The following is a 16,673-nucleotide window of genomic DNA, read 5'->3' as shown; positions in this document are numbered from 1 at the left end:
ATATTTCACTTATACTGTTACCATCCGTTCAATTAACATATAAATCAAATAGGAACCCAATAATGTCTGATGCAATGAAAGCGTTACTTAACCTACGCAGCTTGCGTGCTGTCGCGAAAGAAATGACCGCCGAGCAACTTAGAGAAGCGTTAGAAAAACTGCAAACCGTCGTTGAAGAACGTGAAGAGATTGAGCGTCAAGCGCAAGAAGAAGAAAAAGCACGCCTAGCGAAACTGGAAAAATACCGTGAAATGTTAATCGCCGATGGTATTGAACCCGATGAACTCATGAAATTATTAGGTGGCGCGAGCAAGTCTAAATCAACAGGCAAGCGCGCGGCACGCCCAGCTAAATATCAATACACTGACAACGACGGCTCGGTAAAAACATGGACCGGTCAAGGTCGTATGCCAAAAGTGATCCGTGAAGCAACCGAAAATGGTAGCGCGAAATTAGAAGACTTCTTGATCCCAGGTCAACAAGCCTAAGTGTTGCGCATAAAGATAAAAAAGAGGCCGTCCGGCCTCTTTTTATCTGATCCGTAGAACTCAACCATCACCCATTAACCGAACTTTATCYGGTCTGCCAAATGACTGACCGCTAAAGCAAAGTAGTGTGAACGGTTCCATTTCAACAAGCTTTGATAGTTGTTATAAACCAAATAAGCTCGTCCAAGTTCATCATCTGGCTGAATCAACCAAGCTTGAATATCGACATTCGGCAGCGCTTGGCCATTAAGACGCGTTACACCCAACGCTTGCCATTGATTTAATGACAGCGCCGTATTACTTTCGACACCAAATTTATTCCTATCTATATGCTTTGGTAATTTAACTTGGCGTCCCCATGTGTACGTATCGTCCCAGCCTGCTTGTTTTAGATAGTTAGCCGCAGAAGCAAAAACATCGGCTTCCGTTTGCCAAATATCTATTTTACCATCTTGGTTCCCATCAACCGCATAATGAAGGAAAGACGTCGGCATAAACTGGCTTTGTCCCATTGCACCGGCCCATGAACCTTTCATGTTCTCAGGCGCAATATGCCCTTCTTGCAATATGGTCAGAGCTGCCATTGTTTGTTGGCGGAAAAAGGCTTCTCGACGCCCATCATAAGCGAGCGTGGCCAGTGCTTCGATAACATTATAGTTGCCTTGCAGTTTGCCAAAATTACTCTCTACGCCCCACAAGGCCACAATGAAACGAGGCTGAACCCGATATTGTTCACCGACTTTTTTAAGCGCCGCATAATGTTTTTTATACAGCGCTTTCGCCTGATCGACTTTCCAATCCGGTACGGCGCGGGGAATGTATTCATCCAAAGTTAAACGCCGCTCAGGTTGATTTCGATCGGCACTGACTGCCCGTTCATGATACTCAATGCCAGCAAACGCGCGCGCCAGTATATCGTCATCAATCCCTGCTTGACGCGCTTCCTCTTTCAATGATTCGACGTACTGATCAAACCCTTCTTTTGCAAATAGCGACCCCGAGGTAAGAACTGAGGCTGCAACCAATGCTGAAATCAAACCTTTGCGCATACGCTTCCCTAATTACAATTTTTCATTCTTGTTTCGGATAGCCTGCAACGCCGCATCTGGTGGCGGTGGTAATTGTAGAAAGAACCCTTCGTTTTGCAGACTTTGTTTCACTTTCTCAATATCAACAACCGCGAGTTTTTCTCGCTTACCGAGATCAATCATCATGGCAAACTCTGGTTGTCCAAAACTGTTCATTAATGCTTCTGGCACATCATCGAATTTATCTCTCCCCGGTACATAAAGATAGGTGCCTTCTTTCTTTTTGCTACGATAAATTGCGCAATACATCTCAATGTCCTCATCAGCATGCCATAACGATGGCGAAATAGTGTCATCGACGAGTTAAGGTTTGTTAGGCTTTGCCGCAAAATGTGTCACACGATGTTCGCTAAACGCGGCTCACATCGCACACCATGACAAGAAATCGCCAAAATAAAGGGGCAATGTCCGCCGAATATCAAACCCTGCTTGCCGCATCGATGCTGTGAATATACCATGCTATCCAACGTCTGATAATGCGCGTCTGACTCGCGTTTCAACGATATAACCGGAATCAAACAACATGCACAAACACCCGGAGTTGAAAGGCTCAACTTTTACTTTGTCTGTTCTTCATCTTGTGGATGACAATTTTACTGAAGCGGCCGCCATTTTGGCTGATAAGGTTTCCCAAGCCCCCGCATTTTTTGAAGGCGCGCCTGTGGTGGCGGATGTCAGCCGTTTAAAGCTATGCCCAGATCTCAGCGCTTTAAAGCACTGTTTAAGTAAAACTGGGATGATTTTAGTCGGCCTTACTGGCGTCACGCATAACGATACCCGCCAGCAAGCCAAATCGGTGGGGCTTGCTGTACTCAAATCGAGCAAGCAATCTCGTGTTGCCGATCCGATTCAAACCCCCACTAAAGTGGTCACGAACCCGGTACGATCGGGACAGCAAATCTATGCCAAAAATGCTGACTTGGTGGTATTGAATCATGTCAGTGCCGGGGCGGAAGTCATTGCTGATGGCAGTATTCATATCTACGGCGTGCTGCGCGGCAGAGCCATTGCCGGCGCCAGCGGCCAGCAACAAGCGCGTATTTATTGCCAGAATTTACAATCAGAATTATTGTCAGTAGCCGGTAGCTACTGGCTAAGCGACAAAATTCCATCTGAATTTATTGAGCGACCCGTCATGGTCTCGCTCAATCAAGAAAGCTTACAAATAGACCCCCTCACGCTATAACAGAATAAGGACGAGGAATGGCACGAATTATTGTAATTACCTCCGGTAAAGGCGGTGTTGGTAAAACCACGTCGAGTGCAGCACTCGCGACGGGACTTGCCATGGCTGGCAAAAAAACCGCAGTGATTGATTTTGATATTGGTCTTCGTAATCTCGATTTAATTATGGGATGTGAGCGCCGCGTGGTGTATGACTTTGTCAACGTGATCAACGGTGAAGCCAACCTCAATCAGGCGCTGATCAAAGACAAACGGGTTGAAAATCTATTTATTCTTCCAGCCTCACAAACTCGTGATAAAGATGCACTCACCAAAGAGGGCGTCGAACGGGTGTTAAAAGAGATGGATGAGATTGGGTTTGAATACATCATCTGCGATTCGCCTGCGGGTATCGAAGCTGGCGCCCTCATGGCTCTTTATTTTGCCGACGAAGCCATCGTCACGACCAATCCTGAAGTCTCTTCGGTGCGCGATTCTGATCGGATTCTGGGCATTCTCGATTCAAAATCTCGCCGCGCCGAAAACGGTGAGGAACCAGTTAAGCACCACTTGCTCCTCACCCGTTATAACCCAAGCCGCGTGACCAACGGCGAGATGCTTAGTGTGTCGGATGTTGAGGAAATCTTACGTATTCCACTGTTAGGGGTCATCCCAGAAAGCCAGTCAGTACTGCATGCCTCAAACAAAGGCGAGCCCGTGGTTCTCGATCAAGAATCGGATGCGGGACAAGCGTATGAAGATGCCATTGCAAGATTGCTTGGCGAAGAGCGCCCATTCCGCTTTATTGAGGAAGAGCGCAAAGGTTTTCTAAAACGCTTATTTGGAGGCTAATGTGGCATTGCTAGAGTTCTTTCGGCCAGCCAAAAAAAAATCCGCCAACATTGCAAAAGAGCGCCTGCAAATCATTGTTGCGGAGCGACGCAGTGCAGATAGCCCTGCCCCAACCTATTTGCCACAGCTCAAGCAAGATATCTTAGATGTGATCCGTAAATATGTGGATATCGGTCCCGAGCAAGTCTCCGTGAGCCTCGAGCAAGGGGACGACGATCTTTCCGTCTTAGAGTTAAATGTGACTTTGCCCGAAGAAGGGAAAGAGAGCTAAAGCGTGAGCCTCGTTCGCTGATTGTAGAAAAGCGGTGCTGAGCACCGCTTTTTTAATGCGTCACTGGCGCACTGGGAATCATCTCTATCAGGCGCTTGCCAATCAGAGTATACCGCCACCCTTGTGCGAGATCTGGGCGTTTGTCTTCCGCTTTATGCTCTCGCCATACCCAACTGATCAGCTGATTCAATTGCTTCTTTGAGCCAATAAACTCCGGTACAAAACCCAGCTCATCCGCACACTGTTGAACGCTTTCTTTGAGCGTCTTAATCACGGCTTTGTAACCCGGCTCATCGACTAAACGCGTGATGGGTTGTGGCCACTTCGCTTTAGGAAGCTTCTCAGCTTGCTTCGCCAGCGTGATCAAGGTTTGAGCATGATAACGAATCTCAAATTTATCAAAATCATGCGCTTGCATTTGCTCAACGCTACGAATTCCAAATCGCGCCATTTTCCAAAGGTGAAGCTCTTTCACTATGAAATTAAGCGCGATATCGCGACGTCGTGCTTCTTTCGCGCGCCACTTTGCAAGCGATTGGAGCACCGCCAATTGATTCGGCTGCAGCTGCCACGCGTATTTAATATCAAGATATGCCAGCGAATCCTCTTTGGGTTGGCGCTTTTTGTCACATAAGCGGGTACATTCTTCTTGCAACGCCGCTTGCCACTGTGTTTTTGCCAAGGCTTTCTCAAGCGCTTGGTACAGAGGCATCAAATAATACACATCCGCCGCCGCATAATGCTTTTGCTTATCGGTTAGTGGGCGCGCACACCAATCAGTGCGTGATTCGCCTTTATCAAGCGCCACTCCCACATAGGTATTTACCAAACTCGCAAACCCTTCTGATACACCGTGCCCTAAAAAAGCAGCCATCAGCTGGGTATCAATCATAGGAGTGGGTAAGGTACCAGCATAGTGTTGAAACACATCTAAGTCTTCACTACTTGCATGCAAGACTTTGGTGACATTGGTGTCAGCCAGCAATGCCCACAACGGAGAAAGATCCTCGATTTCAATCGGATCGATGAGTACAAGTTGCTCACCATCATACAATTGCACCAACCCAAGTTGCGCGTAAAACGTACGGGTACGCACAAATTCGGTATCGACCATCACAGCAGGTTTCTGGCGCATTTTTGCGCATACGTCGACAAGTTGTTGATGTGATGTGATTTGTTGATAATTCACAAGTTAGCCTATAAAGAAAATGCCGGCAATGCCGGCATTTCGTGATTCGTTACGCTCCAGTTTACCCTTTTCGCGGGCAGCGCGCATCAAGCAGACGCTTTTTGCGGCGCCTTAGGGGCTTCATCGCGTAACTCACGGCGCAAGATTTTACCTACATTGGTTTTCGGTAGCTCATCGCGGAATTCAACCACGCGAGGCACTTTATAACCGGTCAAATGCTTACGGCAGTGCGCTATCAGATCATCACGGGTCAGCGACGGATCCTTTTTCACCACACAAATCTTAACGACTTCGCCTGAGTTTTCGTCTGGCTGACCAATCGCGGCGACTTCCAATACCTTATCATGCAGGGCGACCACATCTTCCACTTCATTGGGATAGACGTTAAAGCCTGATACAAGGATCATGTCTTTTTTACGATCGACAATGTGTAAGAAGCCGTCATCATCAAACTGCACCACATCACCGGTTGCCAACCAACCGTCTTCATCGATACTTTCACGCGTCGCCTCTGGTCGGTTCCAATAACCTTGCATCACTTGCGGACCACGCACCAACAATTCGCCCGGTTGGTTATCGGCGACATCTTCACGATTTTCATCCACAATACGGACTTCCGTAGATGGGACGGGCAAACCGATCGACCCGTTGTAATCACGCAAGTCATAAGGATACGCCGCCACAAGCGGTGAGCACTCGGTTAAGCCATAGCCTTCTAGGAGGTGCTTACCGGTCAGTTTTTTCCAGCTTTCTGCGACAGCACGTTGTACTGCCATGCCGCCACCGACGGTGAGGCGCAGGTTGGAGAAATCTAACTCATGAAAATCTTCGTTGTGTAGCAAAGCGTTAAAGAGGGTGTTCACCCCTGTAATCGCTGTAAATGGATATTTTTGTAGCTCTTTGATAAAGCCCGGAATATCACGCGGGTTGGTGATCAACAGGTTCTGTCCACCCATTTCAATAAACAGCAGGCAGTTTACGGTTAGGGCAAACACGTGATAAAGCGGTAGCGCGGTCACTACCAACTCTTCGCCCACATTTAGCACCGGTTGATAAGTGCCTTTCGCTTGGTAGACGTTGGCCAACATGTTGCGGTGCGTCAAGATAGCGCCTTTCGCCAATCCAGTGGTACCACCCGTGTACTGGAGGAAAGCGACATCATCACCTTTTAAGAAAGGCTTTACATACTGCATACGGCGGCCACGGCGGAGCGCATTACGCATCGACGTTGCGTCCGGCAAATGGTATTTCGGTACCATTTTCTTGACGTACTTGACCACAAAGTTCACTAACGTGCCTTTCGCACGAGGGAGCTGGTCTCCCAAACTCGTAAGGATCACGTGCTTAACGGGTGTATTCTCTACCACCTTTTCCAAGGTGTGAGCAAAGTTGCTGACAATCACAATCGCTTTCGCACCTGAGTCAGTCAACTGATGCTCTAACTCTCGCGGCGTATATAAAGGGTTGACGTTAACCGCCACACAGCCCGCTCGCAAAATACCGAACAACGCAATCGGATACTGCAGCAAATTCGGCATCATGATCGCCACACGATCGCCTTTTTGTAATTTCAGCTCGTTTTGCAGATACGCCGCAAATGCACGGCTACGCTCTTCGAGCTTTCGGAAGGTCATGACCTGGCCCATGTTAATAAAGGCTGTTTGGTCAGCGAACTTTTGCACTGAGTGTTCAAACATCTCAATCAAAGAGCGATGGGCATCTGGATCTATTTCCGCCGGCACATCCGACGGGTAACGATTAAGCCAAACCTTTTCCACTGGCTTTCTCCTATGTGTTAGCTTGCAGGCTATACTGCCCGCTTCGATCGACGCGAGATTCTATTCAAACAGGTGTTTAACCCGTCCACCATAGCGTTAACATTATTTTTACACGAGCATTTTAAGTGCGCGTTTGAATTTTGGTCACAAAATCTGTTACCCACGATGCAGCCTGTTGCGGTTGTTGAAGGTGACAGTGATGCGTACCTGGCAGGTCCACCACCTGTAATTGGCGAAACCCATGCATCCGTTGCTGAGCATCCTGCGAACGCAATGCAGGATAGCCATCCGTTCCTCGAATGGCGAGAGCAGGACAGTGAATTGCCCGGATAATCGATTCACAATGCGCGGGCGACATCCGGTAAAGCGCATCCCCGCGCAAATGAGGATCGTGTCGCCAAGTGATACCTTGAGGAGTCTCCATCAACCCGCGAGCGACTAATGGCAAAAGCGGTTCAGCCGCCACTTTATTGATGGACGCGCGTAATTGTAGCGCCTGAAATGCAGAATCAAAGTAGCGTTGGCGCTTTTGACGCTGCTTTAAGCGTTGATCAAGACTTTTCGCCAATCGGTTGGTTATCTGTTGAGCAGGTTCAGCCATCGGGCCGAGTGCTTCTATCATTACCAGTGCAGCAATGCGGTCTGGAAAAGCAGCGGCATAGCAACTCGCCACCAGCCCACCGAGTGAGTGACCGACCAAGATCAGTGGGCCGGAGAAGCGCTGTTGATGAAGCACTTGGTGTAAATCATCCAAGTAATCGTAGAAGGGGTAATAGTAATCGCCCGGTTTATGTTCTGACAGACCGTGTCCGGGCCAATCAAACAATAATAATCCCCACTCGCTGGGTAAATAAGGCACCAGAGCATGAAAACTGGCTAGGTTATCTTGCCAACCGTGAAGCATGACCAAAGTAGGCGCACCGCTTGCCGCCGGACGGGCAGCTCCCGCGACACGCGTTGAGGCCAGTGAGAGTATGAGTGGTTCTAATCCACTCGACAAGCCGATCATCGCTGGATTTGCTTGAAGTGCCTCATCAAGTTGCGCCGACAGTGGGGTATGCATCATTGGTTAGGGTAAAGTGATCACGCTTTGAACTCGACCAGTCCCGACACCTACCCGAACGCGCGAGCAATATAGCCCATAACAATAGGGGCGATCGTCATCGATAACCTTTTGCTCAATGTTCCACAGCTGGTGCCCTTTGACTGACAACACAGGGTAGGCATACTCATAGTCCCCGACTTTACCCATTTGCTGCTCAACAAACTCACCCAATACCGTAATAGGACGCCCTTTCGCATAGTCTGCAGGATCGACAAAGCCGCTAAAAACCGCCTTAAATCGACCCAGTGATGACGCACCTATATCGGGACGTCCAGCACTCGAGGTAGGCAACGCGACGATTTCGACCACCGAGTCCGCTTCGCGGTTTTCAACACTGGCAATCATACCGCCCATGCGCACTTCTTCACCCTGATTGGCTGCGGTCATACTGGCTACGACCGAGTACTCAGTTACCGGCTGATCCATACGACCTTTTAAACTGTCAGGCAAGGTGCTGCAACCGGTTAACAGTAGCGCCCCGATCATCAGCAATCCGATTGGTATTAACTTCATCACACGTACTCCTCTCTCGACGTCATACATAGATATCGACCCCGACGAGGTTCAGCAGTTCCTCTCGCCGCGCATGGTTAAGCACCGCTAAGTAAGACGACATCGCCTGACGACCGCGGCCATCGGGTAAATCATACTGGATATGTTGTTTAGCTTGCTCTGCCTCTGAGACAGAGACGTGTTGCACCTTTTGCCGCACTGCCTTGGCAACTTGGCTCGTTTGCGGGGTTTGTTTACGCGACGCTTTCTCCGAGGATGAAGGGCGCCGCGTTTGATTCGGCCGGTTAGGCGGTGAAGAAGGAATTCCGTTAATCGATACCATACTGGCTTCCTATGCGAGGCAAACCGACCCAAACAGACTCTTACTCGCGTCCGGGGAGCTTCTTCCACGTGACCTTGTCACGCAAGTAGGTGGGCGTCGCGAGCTCAGCGGCGACAGCCTCACCACGCTGGTAGGCGTGTTTAGCGATAGCCAGCATGTCTTGTGCTTGTGGATACAACACGCCCGATTCCGTGGTGGTCAGATCCAACCCTTTCGCTAATTCAGGATAGGCAGGCCAGCCGGTTCCCGCCAGTGCCCACGTACCATCGGTCGATTCAAGACGTAATGCGTCAGGCGCGACAACCGCTTCATCAGCCAACGCAAGCCAATCGCCATTTTCTTGACGTTGATACTGGGCAAAGTATAGCTCTCCCATTCGCGCATCAATCGCCGTGAGTACTTGCGTCGTGCCATGAGTGCGGTGCGCTTGCTCTGCCATCGCCGCTAGCGTCGATACGCCCAGCACGGGTAAATCAGCACCAAACGCTAAACCTTGTGCAATCCCAATGCCAATTCGCACGCCAGTGAAGCTACCTGGACCGCGACCAAAGGCGAGAGCATCGAGTTGCGTGAGTGATACGCCCGCCTCCGCGAGTACCTCATCGACCATGGGTAAGATTTTATTGGTGTGTTCACGCGGCGCAATGTCACTGCGCACCATCATCTGATCGCCGATAGACAGCGCAACAGAGCAGTTTTCCGTGGCCGTATCCACGGCAAGCATTTTTAGCGTCATTTAACCCTCAATCGGTGATTGCAATGCAGTCACATCTGCATCGGTATGGTCAGCATTAATGGCTGACAAAAAGTCGTCAATATTATTTAGATCGCGCGTGCGCGGTATGGGCGGTAAGCTGCGCAAAAAGGTGGCGCCATAAGGGCGCGTCACTAAGCGGTTATCACAAATGATCAACGCGCCTTGATCGCGCTTGTCACGAATCAAACGCCCGACCCCTTGCTTGAGCGTAATTACCGCTTCTGGTATCTGCACTTGCGAGAAAGGGTCACCGCCTTGCAACTTACAATCTTCAATACGCGCTTTAAGTAAAGGATCATCGGGTGAGGCAAACGGCAATTTGTCGATGATCACGCAACTGAGTGCCTGCCCACGCACATCTATCCCTTCCCAAAACGCGCCGGTTGCCACCAGCAACGCGTTCCCCAGTGATAAATATTCTGCCAACAGGCGCTGTTTAGGCATTTCGCCTTGCATCAGTACCGGGATCTCGAGCTGGCCGCGAAACAACGCCGTTAGATCTCGCACCATTTGATGCGAAGTACATAAAAAGAAGCAGCGCCCTTGGTTGCGCTCAATCACAGGCCCCAACAAGGTTGCCAGCTTATCGGCTCGCCGATAGCTATTGGTTTCAGGCACATGGCGTGGCACACACAGTCGCGCTTGTGAGGGGTAGTCAAAGGGGCTTTCTAATGTCATCTGCTGTTGTGCTGAAATGCCAAGTCGATGACTAAAGTGGCTAAAGTCACCTTCCACGGCGAGTGTCGCCGAGGTAAAAATCCATGCCCCACCTTGTTCATTCATTTGTTCGCGGAAACGATCGGCCACCGAGAGCGGCGTAATATTGAGGCTGAAGTGATGGCGCGTACACTCATACCAGTACGAATAGCCTGTGATCGACGTATCACGCAGTCGCGATAAACGTGCCTTAAACAAGGTGATGCGATCAAACGCCGCATCCAATAGTTGGCTGCGACCCAGTGACAGTTTGACCACGTCATGGGCCAACTCCAGTGCATCGGTTAAGCGTACTAATTCTTTCTCGACAGCCGGTGAGGCTTGAAGCTCTCGCCAATTGCCACGAAAGCCGGGCTCTCCCATCACTAAACGCATATCCATCGCCGCTTGCGATAAACGATCGGCGACTTTTTCCAACTGTCGGGTATCACGCAATTCCGTACGATAAGCAATGTGGATGTCTTTCGCAGCGTCTTGTAACTGGCGACTAGACAGCGACTGACCGAAATATTGGCTGGCAATATCAGGTAATTGATGCGCTTCATCGAACACCATGATATCCGCATCTGGGATCAATTCCCCAAACCCAGTTTCTTTGATCGCCACATCAGCCAAGAACAAATGGTGGTTCACGACCACTACATCCGCCTCCATCGCACGACGGCGCGCCTTGACCACATAGCAGTCTTCATAGCTTGGACAGTCTTTGCCAAGACAATTGTCGTTGGTCGACGTGATCACAGGAATGAGCGGACTGTCTTCCGCCAACGCGTCACATTCACTCAAATCCCCCGACTCTGTATACGAAGACCATTCGCGGATTTTGACCAGTTGGCTTAGTTGGCTCGGATCGCTATCTGGACGATGACACTCACTGATTTGACGACTCAAACGCTCGGGGCATAAATAGTTTACTCGCCCTTTCAACAGCGCCGTGGTACCAGTGAACCCCAACGCCGATTTCATCAAGGGTAAATCGCGATGATAAAGCTGCTCTTGCAGGTTCTTTGAGCCCGTGCTGATGATGGCTTTTTTACCACTCAACAATACAGGGGCAAGATAGGCATACGTTTTCCCTGTTCCTGTCCCGGCCTCGACCACCAACTGTCCTTGCTCGCGGATCGCGGCATCGACCGCCTTCGCCATATCGGTTTGCGGCTGTCGAGGCACAAAGCCATCAATTGCTTTTGCCAGCGCACCGGCATCAGAGAAAACCTTTCGGATCATTGGATAAATACACAGGGGAAAGCGGGCATTATGCCAAAGCCCCCAAGAGGATGAAACCACTTCCCCTCGGATGTTCGGCGATCAGGGTAAATTCACTTTGACCTTGGGGTGTAGACAGGGTAAAACCGAAGGACTATTAAGCAACATAACATCAACATGGAACGAAAAACATTACTCACGGATTGTCCCGATGCCCAAGGCCTGATCGCCAAGATCACCAATATTTGTTACAAGCACCAACTCAACATCGTCCATAATCGCGAATATGTCGACAATGCCACGGGTCGATTTTACATGCGCACCGAATTGGAAGGGATTTTTAATGACCACACGCTGTTGTTAGATCTCGACCAAGCGCTTCCTGCTGGGAGTCACCGTCAGCTTATCAGCTCACGACGAAAGCGCGTTGTGATCATGGTGACCAAAGAGTCGCACTGTTTGGGCGACATTTTAATGAAAGCCTACGATGGCTCTTTGGATATCGAGATTGCTGCCGTGGTGGGAAACTATGACAAGCTACAGACGCTGACTGAGCGCTTCGATATTCCGTTCCACCATATTTGCCATCAAGATTTATCGCGTGAAGCACACGAGCAGGCAATGTTAAAGGCAATCCAGCCGTACCAACCAGACTACATCATACTGGCCAAGTATATGCGCGTGCTCACGCCAGACTTTGTCGCGCAATATCCACACAGAATCATTAATATTCACCATAGCTTCTTGCCAGCATTTATTGGCGCACGCCCCTATCATCAGGCTTTTGAACGCGGCGTCAAAATCATCGGTGCAACCGCGCACTTTGTTACCAACAACTTGGATGAAGGCCCTATTATTGGTCAAGATGTGATTCATGTTGATCACAGTTTTAGTGCACAAGATATGGCCAAGGCCGGACGTGATGTGGAAAAAAGCGTGCTAAGCCAAGCGATCGCCCGAGTGGTGGATGACAAGGTTTTTGTTCACGGCAATAAAACCGTGATCCTATAATCACTTATCGCACTCTCGACAGCCTTACGACGCCAGTGCTCAGTCACTGGCCTCACTTGCAATAATCTCAGCCAGCGGAAAAGGGTGAAACTTCACGCAAACATCTTGATACTTAAAAGCGATGGTCGGATTGGGTAACCGCTMGCCTTTAACACAAGGTTCGCTGCTCTTCACCGTGATGGCATGTTGCTGTTCCGCGCGTTCAAATATACCCGGAAACGCTCGCAGCAATGCTTGCTCAAGTCCTACCATATCAGGGTTAGCGCAGGGCAGCACAAACTCAACATGCTCCCAGCTTTGCCGCGGATACCGTTTGTGGCTAGGAAACGGAAGCTCAACCCAATGCGTTTGCCATTGGCCAATGGTTAATGCCCGGTCCAGTGTATAAATGTGGATTGGCCGACCGTTGACGATCGCCTCAGAGCACAACTTACCTTGCGACGCGAGCTCACTGGCCAAAGATTCGGTTACCGCGATATCGTGGGTGCGTATCGCGACATGATCCAGTGTCAGCCCCGAGCAATCGATCGCTAGCAAGTCAAGCAACTGATTGATTTTATCTGCAAAAGCTGCTTTATCTCGCATCAGGGTAGTTAGGTTCGTGGCATCATGCATAGTGACCTCTTTAAGGTTAAACGTCGCCCGTTTCATTTCAGCGCGTAAAGATATCAGTGTTGACGGTGAATAACTATTGCCAACCCCTGCTAGTTTATGGGTATCATTAGGGTTTACCCGCGTCAGTTGACGCCACGGTTCGCAACAATACAGCATCCCGCCAACACTGTGCTTGTACGCCCAAGGCTCAGTGCAGTGTTGGCGGATTCTTGTATCTGTAAGCTGGAAGCCCACACAACGGGCAGTTAACAATCGGCCCGGTTAGTAGTAAAGGTAAGCAAGTGAATATTCAAAGTCTTCTTAACGAGAAAGTTTCTGCCGCCATGGTTGCGGCTGGTGCGCCTGAAGGCACACCGGCGGCGGTACGTCAGTCTGCTAAACCTCAATTTGGTGATTATCAGGCCAACGGCGTGATGGGCGCAGCAAAAAAATTAGGATGTAACCCTCGCGAGTTCGCACAAAAAGTACTGGATGCCCTCGACCTTGGCGATATGGTCAGTAAAACCGAAATCGCTGGCCCTGGTTTTATCAATATTTTCTTAAACGACCAATGGCTGGCGAAGCAAGCAGACCAAGCGCTCGCGGATGCGCGATTAGGTGTCGCCACGGAAGCGGCGCAAAACATTGTGGTCGATTACTCGGCACCAAACGTTGCCAAAGAAATGCACGTGGGCCATCTGCGTTCAACCATCATTGGTGACGCCGTTGTTCGCACCTTGGAATTTCTAGGCCATAAGGTCACCCGCGCCAACCATCTCGGCGACTGGGGCACGCAGTTTGGTATGTTGATTGCCAACTTGGAACTGCATGAGTCTCGCGGTGATGACATCTCGATGGAACTTGGCGATATTGAAAACTTCTATCGTGAGTCCAAGCGCCGTTACGACGAAGACGAAGAGTTTGCTGCCACTGCACGTCAGTATGTGGTTCGTCTTCAGCGTGGTGATGCGTACTGCAAAGAAAAATGGGAAAAATTAGTGAAAGTGACGTTGGAACAAAACCAACGTAACTACGACCGTCTCAATGTGTCATTGACTGACAAAGACGTCATGGGTGAAAGCCTTTATAACGACATGCTGCCGGGCATTGTCGAAGACTTAAAAGCGAAAGGCATTGCTGTTGAAGATGACGGTGCACAAGTCGTGTTCTTGGATGAATACAAGAACAAAGACGGTGAGCCTATGGGTGTGATCATTCAAAAGCGTGATGGTGGCTTTTTGTACACCACCACCGACATTGCCTGTGCCAAATACCGCTACGAGCATTTCAATGCCGATCGCGTCTTGTATTTTATTGACTCACGCCAGCATCAGCACCTGATGCAAGCATGGACCATTGTGCGTAAAGCTGGTTACGTGCCTGATTCTGTCAGCCTCGAGCACCATGCGTTTGGTATGATGCTTGGCAAAGATGGCAAGCCATTTAAAACTCGAGCAGGTGGCACCGTTCGTCTTGCTGACTTACTCGACGAAGCTGAAACCCGTGCCAAGGCACTGATCGCCAAGAAAAATCCAGACATGGATGAAGCTGAGCAGCGTGAAATCTCTACCACAGTCGCAATGGCGGCGGTGAAGTATGCGGATCTGTCTAAGCACCGCACCACGGACTACATCTTCGACTGGGATCATATGCTGGCATTTGAGGGCAACACAGCGCCTTATATGCAGTACGCCTACACCCGTGTTGCTTCTGTGTTTGCAAAGTCAGGCGTTGACCGTGATGCACTTGAAGGTGAAATGGTCATTGAGCATGAGAAAGAAAAAGCATTGGTTGCCAAGCTATTGCAATTCGAAGAAGCGGTTAAGTCTGTTGCTCGCGAAGGCCAACCACACCTGATGTGTAGCTACTTGTTCGATTTGGCGGGACTTTTCTCTAGCTTCTATGAAGCGTGTCCGATTCTGTTGGCTGAAGGTCAAACCCGTCAAAGTCGTCTGCGCATGGCGGCACTGACAGCAAAAACGATCAAACAAGGTCTTGCGCTACTGGGTATCAATACCCTTGAGCGCATGTAACCTTACCTTGTTCAACCGATAGCTGATATGAAAGCCCACCCTAACCGGTGGGCTTTTTAATGGTTAGCCTTGCCCGAAACGCTGTTCGGTTTCGCTTAGCCAAAGCCGCTCCTCAGGGGTGGATAAGCGTCCCATAACGGCATTGCGATGTGGAAAACGGCCAAAGGCCTCGATAATGTCATAATGCTGACGCGCATAATCGTAGCATTGTTCAAACCAAGCTTGATTCTCTGGTTCAACCGCTTGCCGAAGTTGATTGAAGCGAAACAGAGCTTCTTGCTGATCGTCTTCTCCCTCTGCGTGCTCGAGCGGCATGTAAAAGAAAACACGCTGTAAAGGCGTCAGTGCCTGATCATCCCCTTTCGCTAACCCAGCCTTACAAATGGCTAATGCTAATGCATCATAACGATACGCCGCCGCTAACCCTCGGTATAAATTGCGTGGGAATTGGTCCAGCAAGATAATCAATGCAAGGCGGCCTTGTGGGGTCTGCGCCCACGCATTTAATTCTCCCGCTCCCGCCGCGCTAACCCACGTTTGAAACATTGCTCGAATCTGTTCATCGGTTTCTGGATTGCCACCAAACCACAACGCATTGCACTCTGGCGCCGGCACTTGCTCAGCGCTTTGACCAAACCAAAACGAAAGGACTTCTTGATAGTGCATCTTGCCTCCTACCCGCAACCTTAACCGCTCTCACGATCAAGTCATTCAATRTTCTTCTCTATTCAAGCGTACTTGGTTTTGGTTGTCCCCGGTTCAAATCAAACAATCTCATCGGTACTTTGTGACCCGTCAGCAAGTTGTGATGTAAGCTAGAGCAATACATTTCATTAAGGAGCCACCATGTCTTTTTCTCTTCATGRTCGCCTCGCTGCAGATAGTGCCTACGTGGGCGACTTTGATTTGTGCCAATTACGTCTTGCCCATGCAGATTTTGGCCCTTGGCTAATCCTCATCCCACGCAAAAACCATATCCACGAAGTGCATCACCTCAGTGATGAGGATCAGCAACAGCTATGGCGAGAGTCGGCTGCTGTCTCGCAATGTTTGGAACACTGTTTCCGCCCCGATAAGCTCAACATCGCGGCGATCGGCAACCGCGTGCCACAACTTCATGTCCATCATGTCGCACGCTTCCAAACCGATAGTGTGTGGCCGAATCCTATCTGGGGACATCTTAATGTGGGCCCTCGCGCTAATGATAAACAAACTGCTCTGATTCAAACCCTACGAACCACGCTGATGCCAGATGGATTGGATGTCAATCCGGCATAAAACGCTTCGTTATTTTCGTCAAAATGGAAAAGCGCAGCAATAAAAAACATAAATTTCAGACACTTAAGAGTGACTGCACTTTTAACGAAAGATGGCGGAATTCTCCTAACTCTTCCTGACCCACACAGGCTACATTAGTGACTCTTTCATAACCTTTTCAACCGGGTGGAGTGTCCGCTCCGCCCCCGGCAGCAAGCGAAGGTGTCGTTGACACCCGTGGTATGGTCTCCCCGGTCATACCACGTTCCTTTTTCCTTTATACAAATTCCAATACCAGTCGCTGTCAGATATGTGCAAGAATGCATCT

General features: G+C 49.7%; 18 protein-coding genes. 7 read left to right on the top strand and 11 right to left on the bottom strand.

Going from position 1 to position 16,673, the window contains the following annotated elements; translation table 11 throughout:
* Positions 1-62 precede the first annotated feature (62 nt).
* On the top strand, positions 63-488 hold the full coding sequence (locus tag BZG83_RS13130) for an H-NS family histone-like protein (protein ID WP_077481191.1): 426 nt from the start codon (positions 63-65) through the stop codon (positions 486-488).
* A 74-nt stretch (positions 489-562) separates the two neighbouring features.
* Here BZG83_RS13130 and BZG83_RS13125 read toward each other — a convergent pair whose 3' ends face one another.
* Positions 563-1,537 (bottom strand): lytic murein transglycosylase, encoded by a 975-nt coding sequence (locus tag BZG83_RS13125; protein ID WP_077481189.1) that lies wholly within the window; start codon positions 1,535-1,537, stop codon positions 563-565.
* Between the two features lie 12 nt (positions 1,538-1,549).
* Positions 1,550-1,825, bottom strand: a complete 276-nt coding sequence (locus BZG83_RS13120) for a YcgL domain-containing protein (protein ID WP_069588792.1) — start codon at positions 1,823-1,825, stop codon at positions 1,550-1,552.
* 274 nt (positions 1,826-2,099) lie between these two features.
* On the opposite strand from BZG83_RS13120, the gene minC reads away from it, so the two are divergent.
* The 3 genes from minC to minE are packed head-to-tail and all read left to right on the top strand — an operon-like array spanning position 2,100 to position 3,863.
* Positions 2,100-2,762 (top strand): septum site-determining protein MinC, encoded by a 663-nt coding sequence (gene minC / locus BZG83_RS13115; protein ID WP_077481187.1) that lies wholly within the window; start codon positions 2,100-2,102, stop codon positions 2,760-2,762.
* A gap of 17 nt (positions 2,763-2,779) precedes the next feature.
* Positions 2,780-3,592: a septum site-determining protein MinD gene (gene minD, locus BZG83_RS13110; RefSeq protein ID WP_077481185.1), complete on the top strand. Its 813-nt coding sequence runs from the start codon at positions 2,780-2,782 to the stop codon at positions 3,590-3,592.
* 1 nt (position 3,593) lies between these two features.
* Positions 3,594-3,863, top strand: a complete 270-nt coding sequence (gene minE, locus BZG83_RS13105) for a cell division topological specificity factor MinE (protein WP_069588784.1) — start codon at positions 3,594-3,596, stop codon at positions 3,861-3,863.
* 52 nt (positions 3,864-3,915) lie between these two features.
* Here minE and rnd read toward each other — a convergent pair whose 3' ends face one another.
* The 7 genes from rnd to BZG83_RS13070 form a co-directional block, all read right to left on the bottom strand.
* Positions 3,916-5,052: a ribonuclease D gene (gene rnd, locus BZG83_RS13100; RefSeq protein WP_077481183.1), complete on the bottom strand. Its 1,137-nt coding sequence runs from the start codon at positions 5,050-5,052 to the stop codon at positions 3,916-3,918.
* A gap of 86 nt (positions 5,053-5,138) precedes the next feature.
* Complete coding sequence (gene fadD, locus BZG83_RS13095; RefSeq protein ID WP_069588781.1) at positions 5,139-6,830, bottom strand: long-chain-fatty-acid--CoA ligase FadD; 1,692 nt, start codon at positions 6,828-6,830, stop codon at positions 5,139-5,141.
* 121 nt (positions 6,831-6,951) lie between these two features.
* Positions 6,952-7,896 carry an alpha/beta fold hydrolase gene (locus tag BZG83_RS13090; RefSeq protein ID WP_241825776.1) on the bottom strand — a complete coding sequence of 315 codons (945 nt, stop codon included), beginning with the start codon at positions 7,894-7,896 and terminating at the stop codon, positions 6,952-6,954.
* A 3-nt stretch (positions 7,897-7,899) separates the two neighbouring features.
* Positions 7,900-8,448, bottom strand: coding sequence for a Slp family lipoprotein (locus BZG83_RS13085; protein WP_158011478.1), 549 nt, complete (start codon positions 8,446-8,448; stop codon positions 7,900-7,902).
* Between the two features lie 22 nt (positions 8,449-8,470).
* Positions 8,471-8,770 (bottom strand): hypothetical protein, encoded by a 300-nt coding sequence (locus BZG83_RS13080; RefSeq protein WP_077481179.1) that lies wholly within the window; start codon positions 8,768-8,770, stop codon positions 8,471-8,473.
* Between the two features lie 40 nt (positions 8,771-8,810).
* Positions 8,811-9,506 (bottom strand): tRNA (adenosine(37)-N6)-threonylcarbamoyltransferase complex dimerization subunit type 1 TsaB, encoded by a 696-nt coding sequence (gene tsaB, locus BZG83_RS13075; protein ID WP_077481177.1) that lies wholly within the window; start codon positions 9,504-9,506, stop codon positions 8,811-8,813.
* Positions 9,507-11,471, bottom strand: coding sequence for an ATP-dependent DNA helicase (locus BZG83_RS13070; RefSeq protein WP_077481175.1), 1,965 nt, complete (start codon positions 11,469-11,471; stop codon positions 9,507-9,509).
* 156 nt (positions 11,472-11,627) lie between these two features.
* Here BZG83_RS13070 and purU point away from each other — a divergent pair, with 156 nt between their 5' ends.
* On the top strand, positions 11,628-12,461 hold the full coding sequence (gene purU, locus BZG83_RS13065; RefSeq protein WP_077481173.1) for a formyltetrahydrofolate deformylase: 834 nt from the start codon (positions 11,628-11,630) through the stop codon (positions 12,459-12,461).
* A 39-nt stretch (positions 12,462-12,500) separates the two neighbouring features.
* On the opposite strand, the gene BZG83_RS13060 is transcribed toward purU, so the two are convergent.
* Positions 12,501-13,076 carry a VOC family protein gene (locus BZG83_RS13060; protein WP_158074963.1) on the bottom strand — a complete coding sequence of 192 codons (576 nt, stop codon included), beginning with the start codon at positions 13,074-13,076 and terminating at the stop codon, positions 12,501-12,503.
* 281 nt (positions 13,077-13,357) lie between these two features.
* On the opposite strand from BZG83_RS13060, the gene argS reads away from it, so the two are divergent.
* Positions 13,358-15,088 carry an arginine--tRNA ligase gene (argS, locus tag BZG83_RS13055; protein WP_077481169.1) on the top strand — a complete coding sequence of 577 codons (1,731 nt, stop codon included), beginning with the start codon at positions 13,358-13,360 and terminating at the stop codon, positions 15,086-15,088.
* A gap of 63 nt (positions 15,089-15,151) precedes the next feature.
* Here argS and BZG83_RS13050 read toward each other — a convergent pair whose 3' ends face one another.
* On the bottom strand, positions 15,152-15,754 hold the full coding sequence (locus BZG83_RS13050) for a DUF924 family protein (RefSeq protein ID WP_077481167.1): 603 nt from the start codon (positions 15,752-15,754) through the stop codon (positions 15,152-15,154).
* A 180-nt stretch (positions 15,755-15,934) separates the two neighbouring features.
* Between BZG83_RS13050 and BZG83_RS13045 the strand changes: the two genes are divergently transcribed.
* A complete protein-coding gene (locus tag BZG83_RS13045) occupies positions 15,935-16,366 on the top strand; it encodes an HIT domain-containing protein (RefSeq protein WP_077481165.1) in 432 nt (143 codons plus the stop codon).
* Positions 16,367-16,673 lie beyond the last annotated feature (307 nt).

The organism is Salinivibrio sp. PR919 (assembly GCF_001995355.1).
Taxonomy (GTDB): domain Bacteria; phylum Pseudomonadota; class Gammaproteobacteria; order Enterobacterales; family Vibrionaceae; genus Salinivibrio; species Salinivibrio proteolyticus.
The sequence above is the reverse complement of the archived record's forward strand: the minus strand, read 5'-3'. Positions and strand labels throughout refer to the sequence as shown.

What these genes read in the sequence shown, in the direction of transcription:
- BZG83_RS13070 (WP_077481175.1), bottom strand. Translation starts at nt 11,471, where the DNA reads ATGATCCGAAAGGTTTTCTCTGATGCCGGTGCGCTGGCAAAAGCAATT.
- BZG83_RS13085 (WP_158011478.1), bottom strand. Translation starts at nt 8,448, where the DNA reads ATGAAGTTAATACCAATCGGATTGCTGATGATCGGGGCGCTACTGTTA.
- BZG83_RS13120 (WP_069588792.1), bottom strand. Translation starts at nt 1,825, where the DNA reads ATGTATTGCGCAATTTATCGTAGCAAAAAGAAAGAAGGCACCTATCTT.
- minC (WP_077481187.1), top strand. Translation starts at nt 2,100, where the DNA reads ATGCACAAACACCCGGAGTTGAAAGGCTCAACTTTTACTTTGTCTGTT.
- tsaB (WP_077481177.1), bottom strand. Translation starts at nt 9,506, where the DNA reads ATGACGCTAAAAATGCTTGCCGTGGATACGGCCACGGAAAACTGCTCT.
- BZG83_RS13130 (WP_077481191.1), top strand. Translation starts at nt 63, where the DNA reads ATGTCTGATGCAATGAAAGCGTTACTTAACCTACGCAGCTTGCGTGCT.
- BZG83_RS13090 (WP_241825776.1), bottom strand. Translation starts at nt 7,896, where the DNA reads ATGATGCATACCCCACTGTCGGCGCAACTTGATGAGGCACTTCAAGCA.
- minD (WP_077481185.1), top strand. Translation starts at nt 2,780, where the DNA reads ATGGCACGAATTATTGTAATTACCTCCGGTAAAGGCGGTGTTGGTAAA.
- BZG83_RS13050 (WP_077481167.1), bottom strand. Translation starts at nt 15,754, where the DNA reads ATGCACTATCAAGAAGTCCTTTCGTTTTGGTTTGGTCAAAGCGCTGAG.
- purU (WP_077481173.1), top strand. Translation starts at nt 11,628, where the DNA reads ATGGAACGAAAAACATTACTCACGGATTGTCCCGATGCCCAAGGCCTG.
- BZG83_RS13080 (WP_077481179.1), bottom strand. Translation starts at nt 8,770, where the DNA reads ATGGTATCGATTAACGGAATTCCTTCTTCACCGCCTAACCGGCCGAAT.